Origin of the sequence: Pseudomonas sp. B19125 (assembly GCF_044218855.1) — a bacterium.
In the GTDB taxonomy this organism is placed as follows: domain Bacteria; phylum Pseudomonadota; class Gammaproteobacteria; order Pseudomonadales; family Pseudomonadaceae; genus Aquipseudomonas; species Aquipseudomonas edaphica.
In genome coordinates this window covers 1,683,470-1,704,659 of the sequence record NZ_CP162589.1, presented here as the reverse complement: position 1 = coordinate 1,704,659, position 21,190 = coordinate 1,683,470, and the positions used below count along the sequence as shown (strand labels likewise).

The following is a 21,190-nucleotide window of genomic DNA, read 5'->3' as shown; positions in this document are numbered from 1 at the left end:
TGCAACTGATTCCTATTTGATCAGCTCGCAACTATAAGATTCGTATCCCCGGAGCGCTCTCGATGTCCCCTCGTTTCAACCGCCGGTCCTCTTCGCCCGTCCTGTCCTTGCTCACCGCCGCCATCCTGCTGGCCAGCGCGCCGGTGATGGCCGCCACTGCCGCCGAACCGGCCGCGCGCAGCCACGGCAACTACAGTTTCAGTATCGAACAGCAGCCCTTGGTGTCGGCGTTGAATGCCTTTACCAGCGTTACCGGCTGGCAAGTCGGCCTGCCGGCAGAGCTTGGCCAGGGTGTGTCGTCCCCCGGCGTGCGCGGCGCACTCTCGCCGGAAAAAGCCCTGGACCGGTTGTTGCTGGGCACCAACCTGAGCTACCGCAAACTGGGCAATAACAACATCGTGCTGGAAAAGCGCCCGGCCGGCAGCACGCTCAACCTGCAACAGGTGACCATCAGCGCCACCCGCAGTGAGCAGGACGTCAACAGCGTGCCAAGCACCGTTACTGTGCATGCGCGTGAGGAGCTGGACCGCCAGAACGTGAACACCATCCGTGAACTGGTGCGTTACGAGCCCAACGTGTCGGTCGGCGGCGCAGGCACCCGCGCCAGCAACGCCGGCTACAACATTCGCGGCATCGACGGCGACCGCATCCTCACTCAAGTGGACGGCGTGGAAGTGCCGGACAACTTCTTCAACGGCCCGTACGCCAAAACCCGCCGTAACTACGTCGATCCGGAAATCGTCAAGCGTGTCGAGATCCTGCGCGGTCCCGCTTCAGCCCTGTACGGCAGCAGCGCCATCGGCGGCGCAGTGAGCTACTTCACCCTCGACCCGGACGACATCATCAAGCCCGGCCAGGACGTCGGCGCCCGCCTCAAAACCGGCTACAGCTCCGCCGACGACAGCTGGCTGACCTCCGGCACCGTCGCCGGCCGCGTGCAGGACTTCGACGGTTTGCTGCACCTGAGCCAGCGCAATGGCCATGAAATGGAGTCCTACGACGGCAACAACGCCACCGGCCTGGCCCGTACCGGCGCTAACCCGGAAGATGCACGTACCACCAATATCCTGGCGAAAATGGGCTGGAATTATGGCGATGACAATCGGCTGGGATTGACCTACGAGAAGTTCAAGGATGATCGCGATGTCAATCTGAAGAACGCCGTGGGCGGCCCCTTCGTCGGCGGGCGTGGCTTCAATTTCTACCGTGGGCGTTCGGGTAACGACACCATCACCCGTGAACGCTTCGGCATCGAAAACCGCTTTGCCCTCGACTCGCCGATAGCCGATCAGATCAAGACCAGCCTCAACTACCAGATCGCCAAGACTGACCAGAGCACCGCTGAAATCTACCAGCCATCGCGCCGCGTCATGCGCACCCGCGACACCCTGTACGAAGAAAAACAGTGGGTCTTCGACGCACAGCTGGACAAGGCGTTCAACCTCGGTGAAACCGATCACCAAGTGACTTACGGCACCACCCTCAAGCAGCAGAAAGTCAGCGGCTCGCGCGAAGGCTCGGCCTACTGCCTCGCCGTCGGCTCAGGTTGCACGGCGATCGGCGCGCCCAGCCCGTCTGCCGGCGACAGCGTGAAAAAGTCCAGCGACTTCCCGGACCCGACCATCAACACTTACTCGCTGTTCGCCCAGGACCAGATCACCTGGGACAAATGGACCTTCCTGCCCGCCGTACGTTACGACTACACCCGGCTCAAGCCCAAGCTGACCCAGGAATTCCTCAACACCGTCAACCCGACCGGCGCCTACCCGGTCAGCGACAAAGAAAAAACCTGGCACCGCGTCACGCCAAAATTCGGCCTGACCTACGCGCTAACCGATCAGTACACCTGGTTCGGCCAGTACGCCGAGGGCTTCCGCACCCCGTCGGCCAAGGCGCTGTATGGCCGCTTTGAAAACCTCAACCTGGGCTACACCGTCGAGCCAAACCCGAACCTCAAGCCGGAAACCAGCAAGGGTATCGAGACCGGAATTCGCGGCCAGTTCGATGAGGGCTCCTTCGACATCGCGGTGTTCTACAACAAGTACCGCGACTTTATCGACGAAGACGCCTCGGTCGCCGGCGGCGACATCCAAACTTTCGAAGCCAACAACATCAAGCACGCCACCATCAAGGGGATTGAGGCCAAAGGCCGCCTGAACCTCGACGCGTTCGGAGCGCCACAAGGTCTCTACACACAGGGCTCGGTGGGCTACACCTACGGCCGCAACGACGACAACGGCGAGCCGCTCAACAGCGTCAACCCGCTTAAAGGCGTATTCGGCCTGGGCTACGAGCAGGAGCAATACGGCGCGCTGGTCAGCTGGACGCTGGTGAAAAAACAGAACCGTGTCGACAGCACCACCTTCCACGCGCCGGATGGCAGCACCAGCGCTCCGTTCAAGACCCCAGGTTTTGGCATCGTCGACCTCACCGGTTTCTACAAAGTCACCAACGACGTGACCATCAACGGCGGCCTCTACAACCTCACCGACAAGAAGTACTGGAACTGGGATGACGTGCGCAGCTACGACGGCGTCGGCGAAGCCGGCGTGACCGCGCCGGCCAACCTCGACCGCCTGACCCAGCCGGGTCGCAACTTCGCGATCAACCTGATCTGGGACATCTGACAGCCGCCCTCACCTTGCCGCCCTTTATCAGCGGTGAGGTGAGGTTTTTTTACTGTGCCGCGTCTTCTTGTTCGTCTAGTTGATAACAGCTCTCTTTAGAGCACCCAGGCGCTCCCCTTCTCAAGGATTTTTTCGATGACCGCTTCTCCTACCGCAGAACGCCCAAACCTGCGCTCCCAGCGCCTGAACCAGATCACCCACGCGCCACACACCAAGCTCGACGCGCTGGTCAAAGCCCACGCGCCGTTTGAAACCCCAGCCAACTTCGCCCGTTTTGTGGTGGCGCAGTACCTGTTCCAGTCAGAACTGGTGGCGCTGTACAACGACCCCGAGCTGATCAAGATCGTCCCGGACCTGGCTGAGCGCTGCCGCGCCGACGCCGCCAAACTCGACCTGGCCGACCTGGAAACCGACGTGCCAGCACCGGTTGCCGGCGCCGTGAAAAACCCGAGCAAAGCCGAAGCCCTGGGCTGGTTGTTCGTGTCCGAAGGCTCCAAGCTGGGCGCTGCATTCTTGATCAAGCGCGCCGTGGGCCTGGGCCTGAGCGAAACCTTCGGTGCCCGTCACTTGGGCGAGCCGGCCGGTGGCCGCGCTGAAGGCTGGAAGCGCTTCACCCGCACCCTCGACGGCCTGGCGTTCAGCGCCGAAGAAGAAGCGGCAGTGGAGAAAGGTGCAATCGATGCGTTTGTGCGCTTCACCGTGCTGCTGGAACAGGCGTACGCTAGCGCCCCTGAACTGGCGTAACAGGCCACGATGGGCGCTGGCTTGTGTGGGAGCTGGCTTGCCTGCGATGCGCTCACCTCGGCCTACCTGTCAGACCGAGTCGATGCTATCGCAGGCAAGCCAGCTCCCACACAAGCCAGCTCCCACATTTGAGCGGATTTCAGTTCGAATAATGTGTAACCCCTCAACAGATAAACTTCAGCATGACCGGCAAAACCCAATCCACCTCAAAAATCGCCCAGCTGCTCTTCGGCCTGCTGGCCTACGTCAGCCTGGGCATTGGGTTGGTGGCGATTGTCATACCGGGTTTGCCCACCACCGAATTCATCCTGCTGGCCGCCTGGGCGGCGACTAAAAGCTCGCCGCGCCTGAGCGCCTGGCTGGAAAACCACCGGCTGTTCGGACCGATTCTGTTCAACTGGCGCAATGGCAAGATCATCGCGCGCCGCGCCAAAGTCAGCGCCACCGTGAGCATGCTGCTGTGCGCCGTGTTGATGTTGGTGATGCTCGATCACGGCTGGCCGATCTACCTGGCGATTGCCGGCATGAGCCTGGGCAACCTGTGGATCTGGTCACGCCCGGAACGGCTTGCAGCCCCCGTATAACGCAGCGCGTAGTCCTTTTCCTACCGCTCATCGCCTTTCCCTCATGAAACATCCCGTTACGCCGATGTTCCGGACATAGCGCCGAATGGACTTGGCTCGCCCTGCTTGCCTTTCAACGAGTCCAATCGCGAGTGAACCTATGTTCGACACCCTCTCCATCCGCTTGAAAATCGTGCTGTTGTCCGGCCTTTGTCTGCTGGGGGTGATAGCGCTGATCATCAGTATCAACCTGTACGAGACCGGTCAGAATGACCATTTGATCAGCGATTCAAGCTCGCGAATGCTCACCCAAAGCGTTCAACACCTGCTGCAAGCCAAGGCCGCCGAACAAGCAGTGCAGTTACAGAAAACCTTTGGCGAAAACCTCGTGGTGGTCACCGCGCTGGCCGATCACGTCAAAGACCTGCGTGCCCTCGCCAACAAACGAGCGCTGGAGCCCGGCGCATTGCGAGAAGAGCTCAACCAGAGTGTCAAAACCGCCTTTGAGCGCAACAGCAAGGTACTGGGCATCTGGCTGTCATTCGAACCCAATGGCCTGGATGGCAAAGACAGCGACTTCGTCAACGACAAAACCCGCGTCTCCAATGAAAAAGGCCGTTTCTCCAGCTACTGGAGCCGCGCTGGCGGCGAAGGCCTGAACACCGTGATGGTCGAGGATGACCTGACCAAAACGACCCTCAACCTCAGCGGCACGCCCTACAACATCTGGTACACCTGCCCACGGGACACGCGCACGGTGTGCCTGCTCGACCCGTATTCCGATGAAGTGGCTGGCAAGCAGGTGCTGATGACCACTATTTCGCTGCCGCTGATCGTCGACGGCAAAGTCATTGGTGTGGTCGGTATCGACCTGGCGCTCAATACGCTGCAGGCGATGACGGACGCGGCGCAAAAAGAACTGTTCGACGGCGCGGCGCACCTGGAGATTCTGTCCAGCACCGGTTTGATTGCGGCCTACAGCGGCCAGCCGGACAAAGTCGGCAAAAACCTGATCGACACCATCGGCGCGGAAGGCAAGGAAATCGTGCAACTGCTGGCCAACGATACACGCACGATCCGTGAGCAAGATGACACGATCCGCGCCGTGTACCCGGTCAAGCCGATTGCCGACGCCAAGGCCTGGGGCGTTGTGATCAAACTGCCCAAGAACGTGATGCTGGCCGACACCTTGAAACTGCAAGACGTGCTCGACAAAGCCCAAGCCTCGGGCACGCTCAAAGCCTTGCTGGTCGGCGCCGCCGCGGCCCTGCTCGGCCTGCTGCTGATCTGGCTGACCGCCACCGGCGTGACCCGCCCGATCAACACCGTTGCGGCCATGCTCAAGAACATCGCCAGCGGCGAAGGCGACCTCACGCAGCGCCTGACCTACGCCAAGAAGGACGAACTGGGCGAGTTGGCAAACTGGTTCAACCGCTTCCTCGACAAGCTGCAACCGACCATTGCACAGATCAAGCAGAGCATCACTGAAGCGCGTGGCACGGCGGACCAGTCCTCAGCCATTGCCCGCCAGACCAGCGAAGGCATGCAGGTGCAGTTCCGCGAAATCGATCAGGTGGCCACTGCCTCCAATGAAATGAGCGCCACCGCCCATGATGTGGCCAACAGCGCCTCCAACGCTGCCAGCGCCGCCCGTGGCGCAGACCAGTCGGCGCGCGACGGCATGTCGATCATCGAGCAGAGCACCCGCGACATCACTACCCTGGCCGAAGAAGTCAGCAAGGCCGTGACCGAAGTGGAAGCGTTGGCGGTCAACAGCGAGCAGATTGGTTCGGTGCTCGAAGTGATCCGCAGCATTGCCGAGCAAACCAACCTGCTGGCGCTGAACGCCGCCATCGAAGCCGCACGCGCAGGGGAAAGCGGGCGTGGGTTTGCGGTAGTGGCCGACGAGGTGCGCAACCTGGCCAAACGTACCCAGGACTCAGTAGAGGAAATTCGCCTGGTGATCGAGCGCATCCAGAGCGGCACCCGTGGCGTGGTGGCGACCATGCATTCCAGCCAGCACCAGGCCCAGAGCAATGCCGGGCAGATCCATCAAGCGGTGCAGGCGCTGGGCAAGATCAGTGACGCGGTAACAGTGATCAGCGACATGAACCTGCAGATCGCCAGCGCCGCCGAACAACAGAGCGCCGTGGCCGAAGAGGTCAACCGCAACGTTTCGGCGATCCGCACCGTGACCGAAACCCTCACCGGCCAGGCCACCGAGTCAGCGGCCATCAGCAGCCAACTGAATGCGCTGGCAACCCAGCAGATGAAGTTAATGGATCAGTTCAAGGTATAAACCCGATCTTCAAAACAATGAAGCTCCCACAATTAGACGCCAGTCCAGGCCTGAACAAACGCCGCTAAATCTTCTTTAGCCGCTGTACGCGGCGGGTTCTGCGGCGTGCCCAAATAGAGGAAGCCAATCACTTCCTCATCCGCCGTCAGCCCCAAGCCTTTAGCCACATGGGCCGAGTACGACAACTCACCGGTGCGCCACACCGCCCCGATCCCCTGCGCATAAGCCGCCAGCAAAATACCGTGTGCCGCACACGCAGCCGCCAGCAGTTGCTCGGATTTAGGCACTTTAAAGTGCTCTTGCAGACGCGCAATCACCACCACCACCAACGGCGCACGCAGCGGGCCGTTCTGGGCCTTGTCGATAGCGGCTTGCGGCGCGTCGGCGTCCTGCAGGCGTGCGGCTTCGGCCAGCAGCGTGCCCATCTGCTCACGGGCGGCGCCTTCTACGGTGAGAAAGCGCCATGGGCGCAGTTGACCATGGTCGGGCGCGCGCATGGCGGCGGCGAACAGCACATCGCGCTGCTCCTGGGTCGGCGCCGGCTCCAGCAAACGCGGCACGGAAACACGGTTGAGCAAAGCGTCGAGAGCCTGCATTGGCCACCTCCAGAAAAAATGTGCGGTCATTCTAGCGGGAATGAATCAAATACCACCAAACGATAATTGCTCTTATTCAATCCGCCCTGCCCTGTTAGACTTTGCGGCCTTATTTTTCGCCTTAGCCGCAGGAAACCCGATGGTCCGTTCGCCTCTTCGTGTGTGTGCAGCATTGCTGGCCTTGAGCCTGACTGCCTGCGATGACGCGCCCAGGTTCACCAAGGCAGAGCCGGGTGAATCACGGGCGGGCGGCGCGACGACGGTGAACAAGCGCGATCAGAACGCGTTTTCCCTGCCTTCGGCCAACCTGGCACCCACCCGTCGCCTGGATTTCAGCGTCGGCAACAGCTTCTTTCGCAGCCCCTGGGTGATTGCGCCGTCCACCACCACCGCGCGTGATGGCCTGGGCCCGCTGTTCAACACCAATGCTTGCCAGAACTGCCACATCAAGGACGGCCGTGGCCATCCGCCGCTGCCCGACGCGCCGAATGCGGTGTCGATGCTGGTGCGCCTGTCGATTCCGGCTGCACCTGTCGATGCCCGGCTCATCGAGCAGATCGGTGTGGTGCCTGAACCGGTTTACGGTGGGCAACTGCAGGACATGGCCGTGCCGGGCGTGGCACCTGAAGGCAAAGTGCGGGTCGACTACACGCCCGTCAACGTGACCTTCAAGGACGGCAGTGTGGTCGAGTTGCGCAAGCCAAACCTGCAAATCACCCAGTTGGGCTACGGCCCGATGCACCCCGAAACACTTTTCTCGGCGCGGATTGCGCCGCCGATGATCGGCCTGGGCCTGCTCGAAGCCATCAGCGATGCCGACATTCTGCGCAACACCGACGCGAAAACCGCCGACAAGGAAGCCCTCGTCGGTCGCGCCAATTGGGTCTGGGATGACGCGCAGCACCAAACCGTACTCGGGCGTTTTGGCTGGAAAGCCGGGCAACCCAACCTCAATCAACAAAATGTTCACGCGTTTTCTGGTGATATGGGCCTCACCACGTCCCTGAGACCCTTTGATGACTGCACCGACGCCCAAGTCGCCTGCAAACAGGCGCCCAATGGCAATGGCCCCGAGGGCGAGCCGGAAGTCAGCGATAACATCCTGCGCCTGGTGCTGTTCTACACCCGCAACCTCGCCGTGCCGGCACGCCGCGGCGTCAACACGCCGCAGGTGCTCGCCGGCAAAAACCTGTTCTACCAGGCCGGTTGCCAGGGTTGCCATAAGCCGACGTTCACCACGGCGGCCACAGCCGCCGAACCTGAATTGGCCAACCAGGTGATTCGCCCTTACAGCGACCTGCTGTTGCACGACATGGGCGAAGGCCTGGCCGACCACCGCAGCGAGTTCAAGGCCGGCGGCCGCGACTGGCGTACGCCGCCGTTGTGGGGCATTGGCCTGACGCAGGCCGTAAGTGGTCACACCCAGTTTTTGCATGATGGCCGCGCCCGTAACCTGCTCGAAGCCGTGCTCTGGCATGGCGGTGAAGCACAAGCGGCGCAGCAGCATGTGTTGTCCTTTAATGCCGAGCAGCGTGCTGCGTTGATGGCGTTCCTGAACTCTTTATAAGCATTGCCACAATTACAGTAGGGAGCTCGACATGTTCCGTCCCAAGTTGCTATTCACCAGCCTTGCCGCCCTCGCCCTCGGCGCCTGCTCGCCCCAGGACCCGCAAGCGGTGACCTCGGCGGCCATCGCCAAGCAAGTGATCCTGCCCACCTACAGCCGCTGGGTTGAAGCCGACCGCCAACTGGCCGTCAGCGCCCTCGCCTACTGCCAGGGCAAGGAAAGCCTGGAGACCGCCCGCGCCGACTTCCTGCATGCGCAAAAAGCCTGGGCTGAGCTGCAGCCGCTGCTGATCGGCCCGCTGGCCGAGGGCAACCGTTCGTGGCAAGTGCAGTTCTGGCCGGACAAGAAAAACCTTGTGGGCCGACAAGTCGAACAACTGGTCAGCGCCCAGCCGCAGATCGACGGCGCGGCCCTGGCCAAGTCCAGCGTGGTGGTGCAAGGCCTGTCGGCCTACGAATACATCCTCTACGACGCCAAGACCGACGTCGCCGACGAAGCCCAGAAAGCCCGTTACTGCCCACTGCTCGTGGCCATTGGTGAGCGTCAGAAAACCCTGGCCGAAGAGATCCTGGCAAGCTGGAACAGCACCGATGGCATGCTCGCGCAGATGACCAAGTTCCCGAACCAGCGCTACGCCGATTCCCACGAAGCCATCGCTGACCTGCTGCGCGTGCAAGTCACCGCACTGGATACCTTGAAGAAAAAACTCGGCACGCCGATGGGCCGCCAGACCAAGGGCATCCCGCAACCCTTCCAGGCCGATGCCTGGCGCAGCCAGTCGTCCCTGCAAAGCCTGCAAGCCAGCCTGGCGGCGGCGCAGACCGTGTGGGTCGGCGTCGACAACAAGGGCCTGCGCGGCCTGCTGCCGTCCGAGCAGAAGCCATTGGCCGACAAGATCGACGCCGCTTATGCAGCCTCGCTCAAGCTGTTCGCCAGCAACCAGCGCACGCTCAACGAATTGCTGGCCGACGATGCCGGGCGCCAACAGCTCAATGACATCTATGACAGCCTCAACGTGGTCCACCGCCTGCACGAAGGTGATTTGGCCAAGGCGCTGGGCATTCAACTGGGCTTTAACGCCAACGACGGTGACTGATGATGCTCAGGCGACAGGCTTTGGCGGTTGGCAGTGTGCTGCTCAGTGCACTCACTTTGGGTGGCTGGACGCTGTTCAAACAAAAGAAGCAGGCACCGCTGCTGCTGTCGGCACGCGATGATGCGGACGGCAAGCACTATGCCGTGGGTTTTCGCCTGGACGGCACGCAAGTGTTTGCCACCCAGGTCGGCCAGCGCTGCCATGACATCATCAACCACCCGATACTGCCGATTGCGCTGTTCGTCGCCCGTCGCCCGGGCACCGAGAGTTACCTGATCGACCTGCGTACTGGCACGCTGCTGCAAACCATCACCTCCAATGCCAATCGCCATTTCTATGGCCACGCGGTGATCCACAACAGCGGCGACTGGCTGTACGCCACCGAGAACGACACCTCCGACCCCGGCCGTGGCCTGCTCGGTGTGTACAGGTTCGAGGGCGAGCGGCTGGTGCACAGTGGCGAAATCTCCACCCATGGCATCGGCCCGCATCAAGTGTCATGGATGCCCGACGGCGAAACCCTGGTGGTGGCCAACGGCGGCATTCGCACCGAAGCCGAAAGTCGTGTGGAGATGAACCTCAACGCCATGGAACCGAGCCTGGTGCTGATGCACCGCGACGGCAGCCTGATCAGCAAGGAAACCCTGGACCAACAGATGAACAGCGTGCGGCATATGGGGATTGCCAGCGATGGCACAATCCTCACCGGGCAGCAGTTCATGGGGCCGTCCCAGGAACGCTCCGAGTTGCTCGCGATCAAGCGCCCAGGGCAGCCGTTCGTGGCGTTCCCGGTGGCCGATGAGCAACTGCAAGCCATGGGGCATTACACCGCCAGCGTCGCCGTGCACAGCGAACTGCGTCTGGTCGCACTCACAGCGCCGCGGGGTAACAGGTTTTTTATCTGGGACATGGACAGCGGTGCGCTGCGCCTGGACGGGCCGTTGCCCGACTGCGCCGGTGTAGGCGCTGTGGCGGATGGCTTTGTCGTCACCTCAGGCCAGGGCCGTTGTCGCTTCTACGATTGCCGCCAGCCGCAGTTGGTGGCCAAGCCGCTGGAGCTGCCCTCGGGGCTTTGGGACAACCACTTGCACCTGATAATTTGAGACAAAAAAAGGGCCTCGCATCGCAAGGCCCTTTTGTCGGGGGTGGAATCTTTCAACTCTGCGGCCTCATCCCTTGGGACATCCCGAACATGAACAACAGCAAGTCATGATCCGGCTTGGCCGCCACACTCGTCTTGGCAACACGTGGCAGCAGGCATTGCCCGCTACCCTGCGCCGCACTGAGCACCTGTGTGCGAGGTTGTTCCCACACAGCCAGCGCCAGGGCTGCAATGCCCAACGCGCCGACCAAGAACACACCTCGTGCTATTTCTAGCTTCATCCAGTTAAGCCCTTGATAGCGCTGCCAAACGCCGTCTCGTAAAAGTAGCTGAGTTTTTCCCAGTCGGTACTGTTCCACGACGAATGGCGACGCAGTTGCAGCATGTCATGGGAAGCGGCCCGATAAGCGGTCAAACGCTGGCGGCACTTTTCAAAATCCAGCAGCGCCACTTCCACGTTGGCCGAGTCGCCTTCGCCGGTCACTCGTACAAAAATGTGCTTGATGTACAGGCAACCATGTTGCCAGCGGCCCTTGTGCATGCGCGCCAGGGTGCCCGCCAATTCCTTGAGCATGCGCTCATGGAGCAACTCGCCGTACTGCTCACGGCCGCCGGCGGCGTACCAGTTTTCGATCTCGTCGAAACCGTCCAGGGACGCCGTGACCAACAAGGCTTTCCATTGGTGCTCGGGGTCACGGCGTGCGCCGCAGAACACCAGTTCCGGTACGCGTACATCCAGCGAACGCAGGCCTTTGAGGGCGTCACGTTCGCGCAACACGGTCGGGCGTCCGAACGGGTGAAGCCAACTGCGGTAGATATGACCGGTCTGACGCTTGCTGTAGAGCAAGCGGCCATTTGGGCTGACCACCCGCTGCACACCGCTTTCACCACCGCGTCGGCGGTTGGGTTCCTCGACCCACTCGCCCTGCTGACGCCAGAAAAAATCAAATCGTTCTTCGGGAGCTACGTGACTGCCTGATACGCACTCAACTGCCATCCTGTTACCTCTTACGCAATACATAGACTCGCCACATGGCGTAGAGCGGCATGAAGTCCAGGGATTCCTGGACCCGGAAACCGGCCTGCTCAAATTCTGCCTCGACAGTAGCAGCCGGTAACACAAACCGGTTTTGGTAACCTTCCTGCTCACCTTTCTTGCGACGCTTGGCTTCGGCGCGCTTGCGTTTCCACGCCTTGAAATTGCCATCCACCCACAACGAAATAATCACGCTGTCGCGGGTAACCCGCTGAAATTCTTTCAGTATTGCCAGCCTGTGCACCGGATCACCAATGTGGTGCATCAAGCGCATGCAAAAAATACTGTCGACCGAGTTATCGGGCAAATCGATATCAAAGGCAGACGTTTGCAAAGGCCGTACCCGCTTCACCACCTCCGCCGGCTGGGCGACGGTGGCAACTTTCAACATCGACTCCGAATTGTCAGCGCCGATAATCACACGGTTGGGCTTCTCCGCCAACAATGGCCAGAACCGCCCGGCACCGCAAGGCAGGTCCAGCACCAGGCCCGGCTCACCCGCCAGGGCCAACGCACCGCGCGCCAATTGCTCGTCGCGTTTGTGGGACAGCCGGCGAGCCAGATTGTCCTGATGCTTGAGCAAATAATTCTGCGCGTGCTGATCGTCGTACTTTTCGGAAAAATCGAGCTTGATTGGGGTAGACATCAACGGATCTCCAGTAGCTGATGCTTACAACCTTAAGCAGCAAACTGTGATCAACAGGTCAACCCGTTGTGAAAAACTTGTCCTGTCCAACCCCATACATTTCAAGACTTTACAGATACAAGCAGTGGCATGGGGCCATCTTCGCCGAAAAGCGGGGTATCTGCCGCAGGATAGCGGCAGGGAAAGTACTCAGGGTTTGACCTGGCTCAACTCGACATGGAAACGGCAGCCATTGGGCTCCATAGTACTCAGGCTGACGCTCCAGCCCTGGCTCTCGCAGATGCGTTGCACCAGCGACAAGCCCAGGCCGAGGCCTTCTCCGCGCTTCTCGCTGCCGCGCACAAAGGGCTCGAACATCGCTTCACGCTTGTCCTCGGGAATGCCCACCCCAGAGTCTTCGACGATAAAGCCACTCGGTTCCAGCGTGAGGCGGATAAAGCCCTGCTCGGTGTAGTGCAACGCGTTGCGCAGCAAGTTGCCCATCACCGCGTGCAAGAAGGTGGTGTTGTAGCGGGTATCCAGGGGATTGCCCGGGTTATAGATCAACTCAAGGCCCTTTTGCTCGATAGGCCCTCGCCAGATGCCGAGTAAGTCCTCCGCCACCTGCGTGACGTTGACCTGCGGCGACATGGCGGCATCATCGTGTTTGGCACGCGCCAGCATGAGGAAGGTTTGCACCAGCTCGCGCATTTCTTCGCACGCACGGGCGATTCGCAGCACTTGGTTGCGGCCACGCGGGTCAATAGCCGGGTTTTCCAACAGCAACTCGCAGGAACTGGCCAGTACCATCAACGGCGTGCGCAGTTCGTGGCTGACATCGCTGGTGAACAGCTGCTCACGGGACAAGGCCGCGCGCAGGCGGCCCAGGGTGGCGTCGAAAGCCACGGCCAACTCGCCGACTTCATCGGCGGCGTAGTCCGGCGCCAGCGGCGGCGCCAAGCCAAGCAATTGGTCACGATGGCGCACCTGGCGGGCCAGACGCACCACCGGCGCCATCACCTTGCGGGCCAGCACCCAACCAAGGAAAACCGCCAGTGCGAGGCTGAGCACAAAGCCCACCAGCACCACGGCAAACAGCACGCGCTCGCGCTCTTCGAAATCGCTTTGGTCTTGCAGCAACACATACCGTCGGCCATCCACCACTTCAACCATGGCGTGGTACGACAGCGATTCGCGGAATACTTCGTGAAAGCCCGGCTCCAGGTGCCGAAGGTCTTTGGGCAGCTCGAAATCCCCAGGGCCGCCGCTGAAGTAAAACAGCTGGTCGGGCTCGGGCCGGTGGCTCCAGTCCTCGACACTGTCCATCAGCAACAGGCGCTGCAGGTCGCCGCCCAGGCCGGCCGAAATCAGTTTTTCTTCCACCAGGTGCACGGTCGCAATGATGCCCATGGCGAAGGCCCCCGCCACCAACGCACTCATCAAGGCAAAGGCGATGATGATCCGCTGGGCAAGGCTTTGCTTAAACTCCATCACGGCCCTCGGCCAGGCGATAACCCACACCGTGTACCGTTTGCAGCAACGGCTTGGCGAACGGCTTATCGATCACCTGACGCAATTGGTGAACGTGGCTGCGCAGGCTGTCGCTGTCCGGGCAATCATCGCCCCACAGGGCTTCTTCGAGGATTTCGCGGCGCAGTACGTGCGGGCTTTTTTGCATCAACACGGCGAGCAGTTTCAGGCCCACCGGGTTGAGCTTGAGCAGGCGCCCTTCGCGGGTGACTTCCAGGGTATCAAGGTCGTAGCTCAAGTCACCGACTTGCAGGGCACGGCGCCCGCCGCCCTGGGCACGGCGCAAAACGGCTTCGATGCGCGCGGCCAGCTCGGACAAGGCAAAGGGTTTGAGCAGGTAGTCATCGGCGCCGGACTTGAAGCCCTGCAGCCGGTCATCCAATTGGTCGCGGGCGGTGAGCATGATCACCGGCGTATCGCGGCGGGCGTCTTCACGCAGACGTTTGCACAGCGTGTAGCCATCGATACCGGGCAGCATGATGTCGAGCACGATCAGGTCGTAATGCTCGGTGGCGGCCAGGTGCAGGCCCGACAAACCGTCCTGCGCGCAGTCCACGGTGTAGCCTTTTAGCCCCAGGTAATCGGCCAGGTTGGCCAGAATATCGCGGTTGTCTTCAACCAATAGAATTCGCATGGGCAGTGTCTCCGTACGCGGTAACGGCCTTGTTGGCTCGCGCAGCTTAAGGCCAAGTGTGGCTCAGGGATAGACCTTGAGGTCACGTCGATAAAGGTTTTCAACCAATTACATATTCCAACAAGTTTTTCACTATAGCTTCACAAACTGATTACAGTGTCAGGTCGAACATCGCGCCCATCGATATAAGGAATATGGACATGGGGTTTTTCAAAACAGCGCCTATGCGCTTTCTGCTGCTCGTCACCGCCACCTGGCTGGTGATTTTCCTGCTGACCCGCAGCGTGCTGCTGATCACCCATCTGGATGAAGTCGGTGGCAATTTGCTGCCGGTGTTTGGCGTGGGTTTGCTCTATGACCTGAGCTTCCTGGTGTATGCCGCCTTGCCGCTGGGCCTGTACCTGCTGCTGTGCCCGCCCGCGTTGTGGCGCCGCCGCGGCCATCGCTGGTTCCTGCAAGCGGTGCTCACCGCAAGCGTGTTCGCCATGCTGTTCACTGCGGTCGCTGAATGGTTGTTCTGGGATGAATTCGGTGTGCGCTTCAACTTCATTGCCGTCGACTACCTGGTGTATTCCAAGGAGGTGTTGAACAACCTGCTGGAGTCCTACCCGATCGGCAAGCTGCTCAGTTTGTTGGCGATGCTGGCGATAGTCGTGAGCCTTGCCCTGCGCAAGCCGTTCAATGCGGCGATGAACGCCCCGCTCCCAGCCATGCGCGGCCGCTTGCTGAATGCCCTGTGCCTGTTGGTAGCTGCCGGTCTGAGTGTGCAATTGATCAGCCAGAACAGCCCGCGTGCCCAAGGCGGCAATGCCTACATGAACGAATTGGCGAGCAACGGCCCGTACCAATTTTTTGCCGCCTTTCGCAATAACGAACTCGATTACACGCAGTTCTACAAAAGCCTGCCAACCGATGTTGTCGCCAAACAGTTGCGCGCAGAACTCAGTGAACCCAATGCGCACTTTATCGGCACAGACCCGCTGGATATCCGCCGCACTATCGACAACCCAGGCACATTGCGTAAACCCAACATCGTGCTGGTGACCATCGAAAGCTTCAGCGCCAAATACATGGGCAGCAATGGCGATGAGAACAACCTGACGCCCAACCTCGATGCGCTGCGTAAACAAAGCCTGTACTTCAATAACTTCTATGCCACCGGCACCCGCACTGACCGTGGGCTGGAAGCGATCACCTTGGCGATTCCACCCACGCCCGGCCGCTCGATCGTCAAGCGCATTGGCCGTGAAAGCGGTTTCGCAAGCCTTGGCCAACAACTCGGTGCCGTCGGTTACGACAGCGTGTTCGTCTACGGCGGGCGCGGTTACTTCGACAATATGAACGCGTTTTTCAGCGGCAACGGTTATCGGGTCGTCGACCAGAGCAGTGTGCCTGAAGCGGAAATTTCGTTTAAGAACGCCTGGGGCATGGCTGATGAAGACCTCTACCGGCAAACCCTGAAACTCGCCGACGCCGACTACGCCAAGCAGCAGCCCTTCCTGCTGCAACTGATGACCACGTCCAACCACCGTCCCTATACCTACCCGGATGGGCGCATTGATATCAAGTCCGGTAAAGGCCGTGACGGCGCCGTCAAATACACCGACCACGCTATTGGCGAGTTCCTCGACGCGGCACGCCAGAAACCCTGGTTTGATAACACGATTTTCGTGTTCGTCGCCGACCACACCGCCGGCAGCGCAGGCAAGGAAGACTTGCCGATCACCAACTACCAGATCCCGCTGTTCATCTATGCCCCCAAACTGATCGAAGCCCGGGAAAGCGCACAACTGGCCAGCCAGATCGACCTTGCGCCGACCTTGCTGGGCCTGATCAACCTGAGTTACGAGTCGACCTTCTTCGGCCGCAACCTGTTGCAGGACAACCCGTTGCCACCGCGCGTGGTGGTCGGCAACTACCAGTATCTGGGGCTGTTTGACGGCAAGGACCTGGCCATTCTAAGCCCACGCCAGGGCCTGCGTCGCCACGATCAAGCCCTGGGTGAAAGCCAGGAGCTGCGTGTAGGCAGTGATGATCCGTTGATCCAACGCGCAATCACCTACTACCAAGCGGCCAGCTATGGCTACACCCAACAATTGCTGAGCTGGAAGGGGCCGAAGGAAGTGCCCCCCGCAATCAGCGTACGCTGACAGCTGCGTTCTGGCCCTTGCCTACCACAGGGCAAGGGCGTGACACTTGCGCCATCCTCCGGCGATGGCGCCTTTGCATGTCCGACTCCCTGTTGCTGATTGAAGATGACCGCCCATTGGCCGCGCTGACGGCCGAGTTCCTGCGCGCGGAGGGTTTTACCGTCGCCGTGGAGCACCGTGGTGATCGCGCCGCACAGCGCATTCTTGATGAAAAACCGGCACTGTTGATCCTCGATGTCATGTTGCCGGGCATCGACGGTTTTACCCTGTGCCGCCAGATTCGCGACAGCTACCCCGGGCTGATCCTGATGATGACCGCGCTGGATGAAAACGCCGAGCAATTAACCGGATTCGACGTGGGCGCCGACGACTACGTGGTCAAACCCGTCGACCCGCTGCTATTGCTGGCCAGGGTGCGCTCGTTGCTGCGTCGTCATCGCCAGGCGCCCAATGCGTCTTATCAGTGGGGCGCGTTTCGGTTGGACCTTAATAGCCATTTCGCCTGGCTCGACGGTACGCCATTGCAATTCTCGGTGGCCGAGTTCGAACTGCTGGCGATTTTCGCCCGCCATAGCGGCGTGTTACTGACCCGCGAGAAACTCCTGCAAAGCTTACGCGGCCTGGAATACGACGGGCTTAACCGCTCCATTGATATGCGTGTGTCGCGCCTGCGCAAAAAGCTGATGACCCTGGCCTGCCCGGTGACCATCCAGACCATCACGGCCCAAGGCTACCTGTTTGTCGAAATCCCCCAGGCGGCCCAGCATGTTTAAACTGCGCCCCTGGATGGTGGCCGTGGCGGGCGCGGGCTGGACGAGCTTGACCCTTTATCTGTTGTGGCTGTGCACCAACGCCTCGGTGTTTGTCGGCGAGGACAGTTTTTTGCGTTTGATGGCCGGCCCAGGCTATTTGGTGGCCGAGCAGCTCAAAGGCTTGCCTGCCGAGAAACGTGAAGCGCGCATGGACATCCTGCGCGCGCACTTCCAGTACCCGGTAGAGCTGATCCCGTATGACGACGTCGAATTGCCGCCCGAAGCCATGGTCATGCTCGAACACCAGCAGCCGGCACTGAACAGCGACGAAGACATCAGCTACTTCCCGCTGGACGACGAAACCGTGATCCGATTCGGCCCTATGTGGGGCAGTGCCGAGGTCAAGGACCTGCTGAAATTTCCGATTTTCTGGATGACCGCCTGCGTCGCCGGCTTGCCGGTTTTGCTGTTGCTCGGCCTCGGTTTGCGTGCGTACCGACGGCATAACAAAGACCTGGCCACACTCAACACGTGCCTGGGCACGCTGGCACGCACGCCAAACGTGATGCTGCCCGCCCTGGGCAAGGAATGGACGCCGTTGCTGCTGACTTTGCAACAGCATGCGCGGGACATCAGCGCCATGAGCGAACGCCATCGCGAAGTCTCTCAAGCCGTCTCCCACGAACTGCGCACACCGCTGGCGCGCATGCGTTTCGCCCTTACGTTGCTGAGCAAGAGCGAAGACCCGCCGACCCGCGCACGCCTTCAGGAGCGCTTGCAAACCGATGTCGAAGAACTCGAAGCCCTGGTTCGCGCCAGCTTGGCCTTTGCGCGAATGGCCGGCGCGCCGACCGATTTGCAGCACGAACCCATCAACCTGCGTGATTGGCTGCACCAGGAGTTCGCCTTACTGGATGGGCACCACCGTCAATTAAGCCTGGAAACCGAGCCTGCACAGCTTGAACTGATCGGCGACCGTGCCCTGCTGCACTTGATCGTGCGCAACCTCTTGAGCAACGCCATCACCTATGCACGTGATCGAGTGTGCGTGAGCGCCACCTATCAGGGTGAGCAGCACTTGGTGCTGCATGTCGACGATGATGGCCCCGGTATATTGGCGGAGAACCGTGAAAAGATTTTCGAGCCTTTTGTGCGGCTTGCCATGGGCGGCGACGAACCCAGTGGCTTCGGCCTCGGCCTGGCGCTGGCCAAGCGCGCAACCCAGTGGCATCACGGTGAGTTGTCGGTAACCCGCAGCCCGCTGGGCGGCGCACGCATGAGCCTGATACTGCCGTTGCGCCCTCTTTAGAGCCATGCCTTTCAAGGTCTTTGGGCTGATGCGTTCAAGTAAGTCGAGTCAGAAATCGCACTGGAGAAAAGTAACCCGTGGCGAGCAGGCTTGCCCTGCGTTGGGCTGCGCAGCAGCCCCAGTCCGTTATAACTGGCTCACCGAGTCGCCTGATTTGGGGCGGCTTCGCCACCCAACGCAGGGCAAGCCTGCTCGCCACAGTGACAGTGTTCGTCCTTATTGAAGGGTATCGCCGGTTGCAGCGCTGTTACAGCCTGTGACAGCGCAGCCATCCCATCGCCCGTAACCTCGCCAACTGAATCCCGGTTGGAGAGCCCTGTCATGCATCCCCGTAAGAAGCATTTGCCCACCTTGATGCTGTCGCTGTGCATCGTTGCTGGCGTGTTCGTGCCCGGTAATGCGTCGGCCTCGCGCCTGGCGGTTACGGACAAGCCATCACCACGGATGGAAGACAAACACGCTGGCGATCACACCGCCAATACGGCACGTCGGCCAACGGCGCAGGATGCGCTCCTCACCCCGCCACCTCGGAGGTGGCCCCGAGCCGCCGGCGTTGAGAAACTCACGCACCTGCCTGTCCCTGGCCCACTCAACCAAGCTGCTGCACCGCAACCCGTGGCACTTATGCCGGCTGCCCAAGTAACCCTGGCAAGGGGCATGACCTTCAGGAAGCTGTTGCGACGTCGTACATTGGGTTGAGATCAACACAGGCAGCCATGTGGGAGCCGGGCTTGCCCGCGATGCAGGCGACTCGGTATGTCTGGTGCACCGAGGTGATGCCATCGCAGGCAAGCCAGCTCCCACATGGGAGCTCCTGCATTTTGAATACTGCACAAAAAAGCCCCGCCTGCATCACTGCAAGCGGGGCTTTTTAATAGCTGGGTAAGGCTGGCTTACATCATGCCGCCCATGCCACCCATGCCGCCCATGTCTGGCATACCGCCGCCAGCTGCGCCTTCAGCCTTTGGCTTGTCAGCGATTGCAGCTTCGGTAGTCAGGATCAGGCTACCGATCGAGGCTGCTGCTTGCAGCGCGGAACGAGTCACCTTGGTAGGGTCCAGGATGCCCATTTCGATCATGTCGCCGTATTCGCCAGTCGCAGCGTTGTAACCGTAGTTACCTTTGCCGTTCTTGACTTCGTTGACCACAACGCTTGGCTCGTCGCCGGAGTTGGCAGCGATCTGACGCAGCGGCGCTTCAACGGCGCGACGCAGAACAGCGATACCGACGTTCTGGTCAGCGTTGTCGCCGGTCAGATCAGCCAGTGCTTCCAGAGCGCGGATCAGCGCAACGCCACCGCCAGGTACCACGCCTTCTTCAACGGCTGCACGGGTTGCGTGCAGGGCGTCTTCAACGCGGGCTTTCTTCTCTTTCATTTCAACTTCAGAACCGGCGCCAACCTTGATCACTGCAACGCCGCCGGACAGCTTGGCCAGACGCTCTTGCAGTTTTTCACGGTCGTAGTCGGACGAAGTCTCGGCAACCTGGGCACGGATCTGAGTGATGCGAGCCTGGATATCCTGCTCAACGCCAGCACCGTCAACGATGATGGTGTTTTCTTTGGAGATGGTCACGCGCTTGGCGCTACCCAGGTTTTCCAGGGTGGCGCTTTCCAGGCTCAGGCCGATCTCTTCGGAGATAACGGTACCGCCGGTCAGAACGGCGATGTCCTGCAGCATGGCCTTGCGACGGTCGCCGAAGCCTGGCGCCTTGACGGCGGCGACTTTAACGATGCCACGCATGTTGTTCACAACCAGAGTCGCCAGGGCTTCGCCTTCAACGTCTTCGGAAACGATCAGCAGTGGGCGGCCGGCTTTGGCAACGGCTTCCAGCACTGGCAGCATTTCGCGGATGTTCGAGATCTTTTTGTCGACCAGCAGGATCAGCGGGCTGTCCAGCTCGGCAACCATGGTCTCAGGCTTGTTGACGAAGTACGGGGACAGGTAGCCACGGTCGAACTGCATGCCTTCTACAACCGACAGTTCGTTTTCCAGGCCAGTGCCTTCTTCAACGGTGATCACGCCTTCTTTACCGACTTTTTCCATGGCTTCGGCAATGATGTCGCCGATGGAGTTGTCGGAGTTGGCGGAGATGGTGCCTACCTGAGCGATAGCCTTGGTGTCGGCGCATGGCTTGGACAGCTTTTTCAGCTCAGCAACGATGGCGATGGTCGCCTTGTCGATGCCGCGCTTGAGGTCCATCGGGTTCATGCCGGCAGCGACGGCCTTGTAGCCTTCGTTGACGATGGCCTGAGCCAGTACGGTAGCGGTGGTGGTGCCGTCGCCTGCGTCATCGTTGGCACGGGAGGCAACGTCTTTGACCAGCTGCGCGCCCATGTTTTCGAAACGGTCTTCCAGTTCGATTTCTTTGGCTACCGAAACGCCGTCCTTGGTGATGGTCGGAGCGCCGAAGCTCTTCTCGATAACCACGTTACGGCCTTTAGGACCCAGGGTCGCTTTTACCGCGTCAGCCAGGATGTTGATACCGGTGAGCATTTTCTTGCGGGCGGAATCGCCGAATTTAACTTCTTTAGCAGCCATGATCGATATTCCTTAAATAC

General features: G+C 60.6%; 18 protein-coding genes and 1 pseudogene. 12 read left to right on the top strand and 7 right to left on the bottom strand.

From position 1 onward, the window contains the following. Window positions 1-62 precede the first annotated feature (62 nt). The 5 genes and pseudogenes from AB4P96_RS07750 to AB4P96_RS07730 all read left to right on the top strand — a co-directional run bounded on the left by AB4P96_RS07750 (window position 63) and on the right by AB4P96_RS07730 (window position 6,233). Window positions 63-2,627 (top strand): TonB-dependent receptor, encoded by a 2,565-nt coding sequence (locus AB4P96_RS07750; RefSeq protein ID WP_395600650.1) that lies wholly within the window; start codon window positions 63-65, stop codon window positions 2,625-2,627. 135 nt (window positions 2,628-2,762) lie between these two features. Beyond that, entirely contained in the window at window positions 2,763-3,371 is a 609-nt protein-coding gene (locus tag AB4P96_RS07745) for a biliverdin-producing heme oxygenase (protein WP_138451863.1), read from the top strand. A gap of 182 nt (window positions 3,372-3,553) precedes the next feature. Further along, complete coding sequence (locus AB4P96_RS07740; protein WP_017139762.1) at window positions 3,554-3,955, top strand: YbaN family protein; 402 nt, start codon at window positions 3,554-3,556, stop codon at window positions 3,953-3,955. An 85-nt stretch (window positions 3,956-4,040) separates the two neighbouring features. Then, window positions 4,041-5,327 (top strand): annotated as a pseudogene (locus tag AB4P96_RS07735) (chemotaxis protein); the annotation flags it as partial. Window positions 5,328-5,477: 150 nt separating this feature from the next. Then, window positions 5,478-6,233 (top strand): methyl-accepting chemotaxis protein, encoded by a 756-nt coding sequence (locus tag AB4P96_RS07730; protein WP_371318507.1) that lies wholly within the window; start codon window positions 5,478-5,480, stop codon window positions 6,231-6,233. A gap of 32 nt (window positions 6,234-6,265) precedes the next feature. On the opposite strand, the gene AB4P96_RS07725 is transcribed toward AB4P96_RS07730, so the two are convergent. Next, complete coding sequence (locus AB4P96_RS07725; RefSeq protein ID WP_017139760.1) at window positions 6,266-6,829, bottom strand: NAD(P)H nitroreductase; 564 nt, start codon at window positions 6,827-6,829, stop codon at window positions 6,266-6,268. A gap of 139 nt (window positions 6,830-6,968) precedes the next feature. On the opposite strand from AB4P96_RS07725, the gene AB4P96_RS07720 reads away from it, so the two are divergent. From AB4P96_RS07720 to AB4P96_RS07710, 3 genes are read left to right on the top strand one after another with little or no spacing between them, the layout of a single operon-like run. Continuing rightward, window positions 6,969-8,396, top strand: coding sequence for a di-heme oxidoredictase family protein (locus AB4P96_RS07720; RefSeq protein ID WP_395600649.1), 1,428 nt, complete (start codon window positions 6,969-6,971; stop codon window positions 8,394-8,396). Between the two features lie 31 nt (window positions 8,397-8,427). Next, the gene (locus AB4P96_RS07715) at window positions 8,428-9,492 is read left to right on the top strand and encodes an imelysin family protein (RefSeq protein WP_017139758.1); all 1,065 of its coding nucleotides are present in this window, start codon (window positions 8,428-8,430) and stop codon (window positions 9,490-9,492) included. Between the two features lie 2 nt (window positions 9,493-9,494). After that, window positions 9,495-10,595 carry a DUF1513 domain-containing protein gene (locus AB4P96_RS07710; RefSeq protein WP_026013899.1) on the top strand — a complete coding sequence of 367 codons (1,101 nt, stop codon included), beginning with the start codon at window positions 9,495-9,497 and terminating at the stop codon, window positions 10,593-10,595. Window positions 10,596-10,647: 52 nt separating this feature from the next. Here the strand turns inward: AB4P96_RS07710 and AB4P96_RS07705 are convergent, their stop codons facing one another. From AB4P96_RS07705 to colR, 5 genes are all read right to left on the bottom strand, one after another. Further along, complete coding sequence (locus AB4P96_RS07705) at window positions 10,648-10,875, bottom strand: hypothetical protein (RefSeq protein ID WP_017139756.1); 228 nt, start codon at window positions 10,873-10,875, stop codon at window positions 10,648-10,650. Then, on the bottom strand, window positions 10,872-11,591 hold the full coding sequence (locus AB4P96_RS07700; protein ID WP_395600648.1) for a lipopolysaccharide kinase InaA family protein: 720 nt from the start codon (window positions 11,589-11,591) through the stop codon (window positions 10,872-10,874). The genes AB4P96_RS07705 and AB4P96_RS07700 overlap by 4 nt, the downstream gene beginning before the upstream one ends. A gap of 4 nt (window positions 11,592-11,595) precedes the next feature. Continuing rightward, complete coding sequence (locus AB4P96_RS07695; protein ID WP_169985184.1) at window positions 11,596-12,276, bottom strand: class I SAM-dependent methyltransferase; 681 nt, start codon at window positions 12,274-12,276, stop codon at window positions 11,596-11,598. Between the two features lie 189 nt (window positions 12,277-12,465). Then, window positions 12,466-13,746, bottom strand: coding sequence for a HAMP domain-containing sensor histidine kinase (locus AB4P96_RS07690; RefSeq protein ID WP_017139753.1), 1,281 nt, complete (start codon window positions 13,744-13,746; stop codon window positions 12,466-12,468). Then, complete coding sequence (gene colR, locus AB4P96_RS07685; RefSeq protein ID WP_003175870.1) at window positions 13,736-14,419, bottom strand: two-component system response regulator ColR; 684 nt, start codon at window positions 14,417-14,419, stop codon at window positions 13,736-13,738. Before colR ends, AB4P96_RS07690 begins: the two co-directional genes overlap by 11 nt. Before the next feature lie 200 nt (window positions 14,420-14,619). Between colR and AB4P96_RS07680 the strand changes: the two genes are divergently transcribed. The 4 genes from AB4P96_RS07680 (at window position 14,620) to AB4P96_RS07665 (ending at window position 19,329) form a co-directional block, all read left to right on the top strand. After that, entirely contained in the window at window positions 14,620-16,569 is a 1,950-nt protein-coding gene (locus tag AB4P96_RS07680) for an LTA synthase family protein (RefSeq protein WP_017139752.1), read from the top strand. 77 nt (window positions 16,570-16,646) lie between these two features. Continuing rightward, on the top strand, window positions 16,647-17,342 hold the full coding sequence (locus tag AB4P96_RS07675) for a response regulator transcription factor (RefSeq protein WP_017139751.1): 696 nt from the start codon (window positions 16,647-16,649) through the stop codon (window positions 17,340-17,342). Further along, window positions 17,335-18,630: a sensor histidine kinase KdpD gene (locus AB4P96_RS07670; protein ID WP_017139750.1), complete on the top strand. Its 1,296-nt coding sequence runs from the start codon at window positions 17,335-17,337 to the stop codon at window positions 18,628-18,630. The genes AB4P96_RS07675 and AB4P96_RS07670 overlap by 8 nt, the downstream gene beginning before the upstream one ends. Before the next feature lie 321 nt (window positions 18,631-18,951). Beyond that, entirely contained in the window at window positions 18,952-19,329 is a 378-nt protein-coding gene (locus AB4P96_RS07665; protein ID WP_138454142.1) for a hypothetical protein, read from the top strand. 194 nt (window positions 19,330-19,523) lie between these two features. Here the strand turns inward: AB4P96_RS07665 and groL are convergent, their stop codons facing one another. Beyond that, window positions 19,524-21,170: a chaperonin GroEL gene (gene groL / locus AB4P96_RS07660; protein WP_017139749.1), complete on the bottom strand. Its 1,647-nt coding sequence runs from the start codon at window positions 21,168-21,170 to the stop codon at window positions 19,524-19,526. Window positions 21,171-21,190 lie beyond the last annotated feature (20 nt).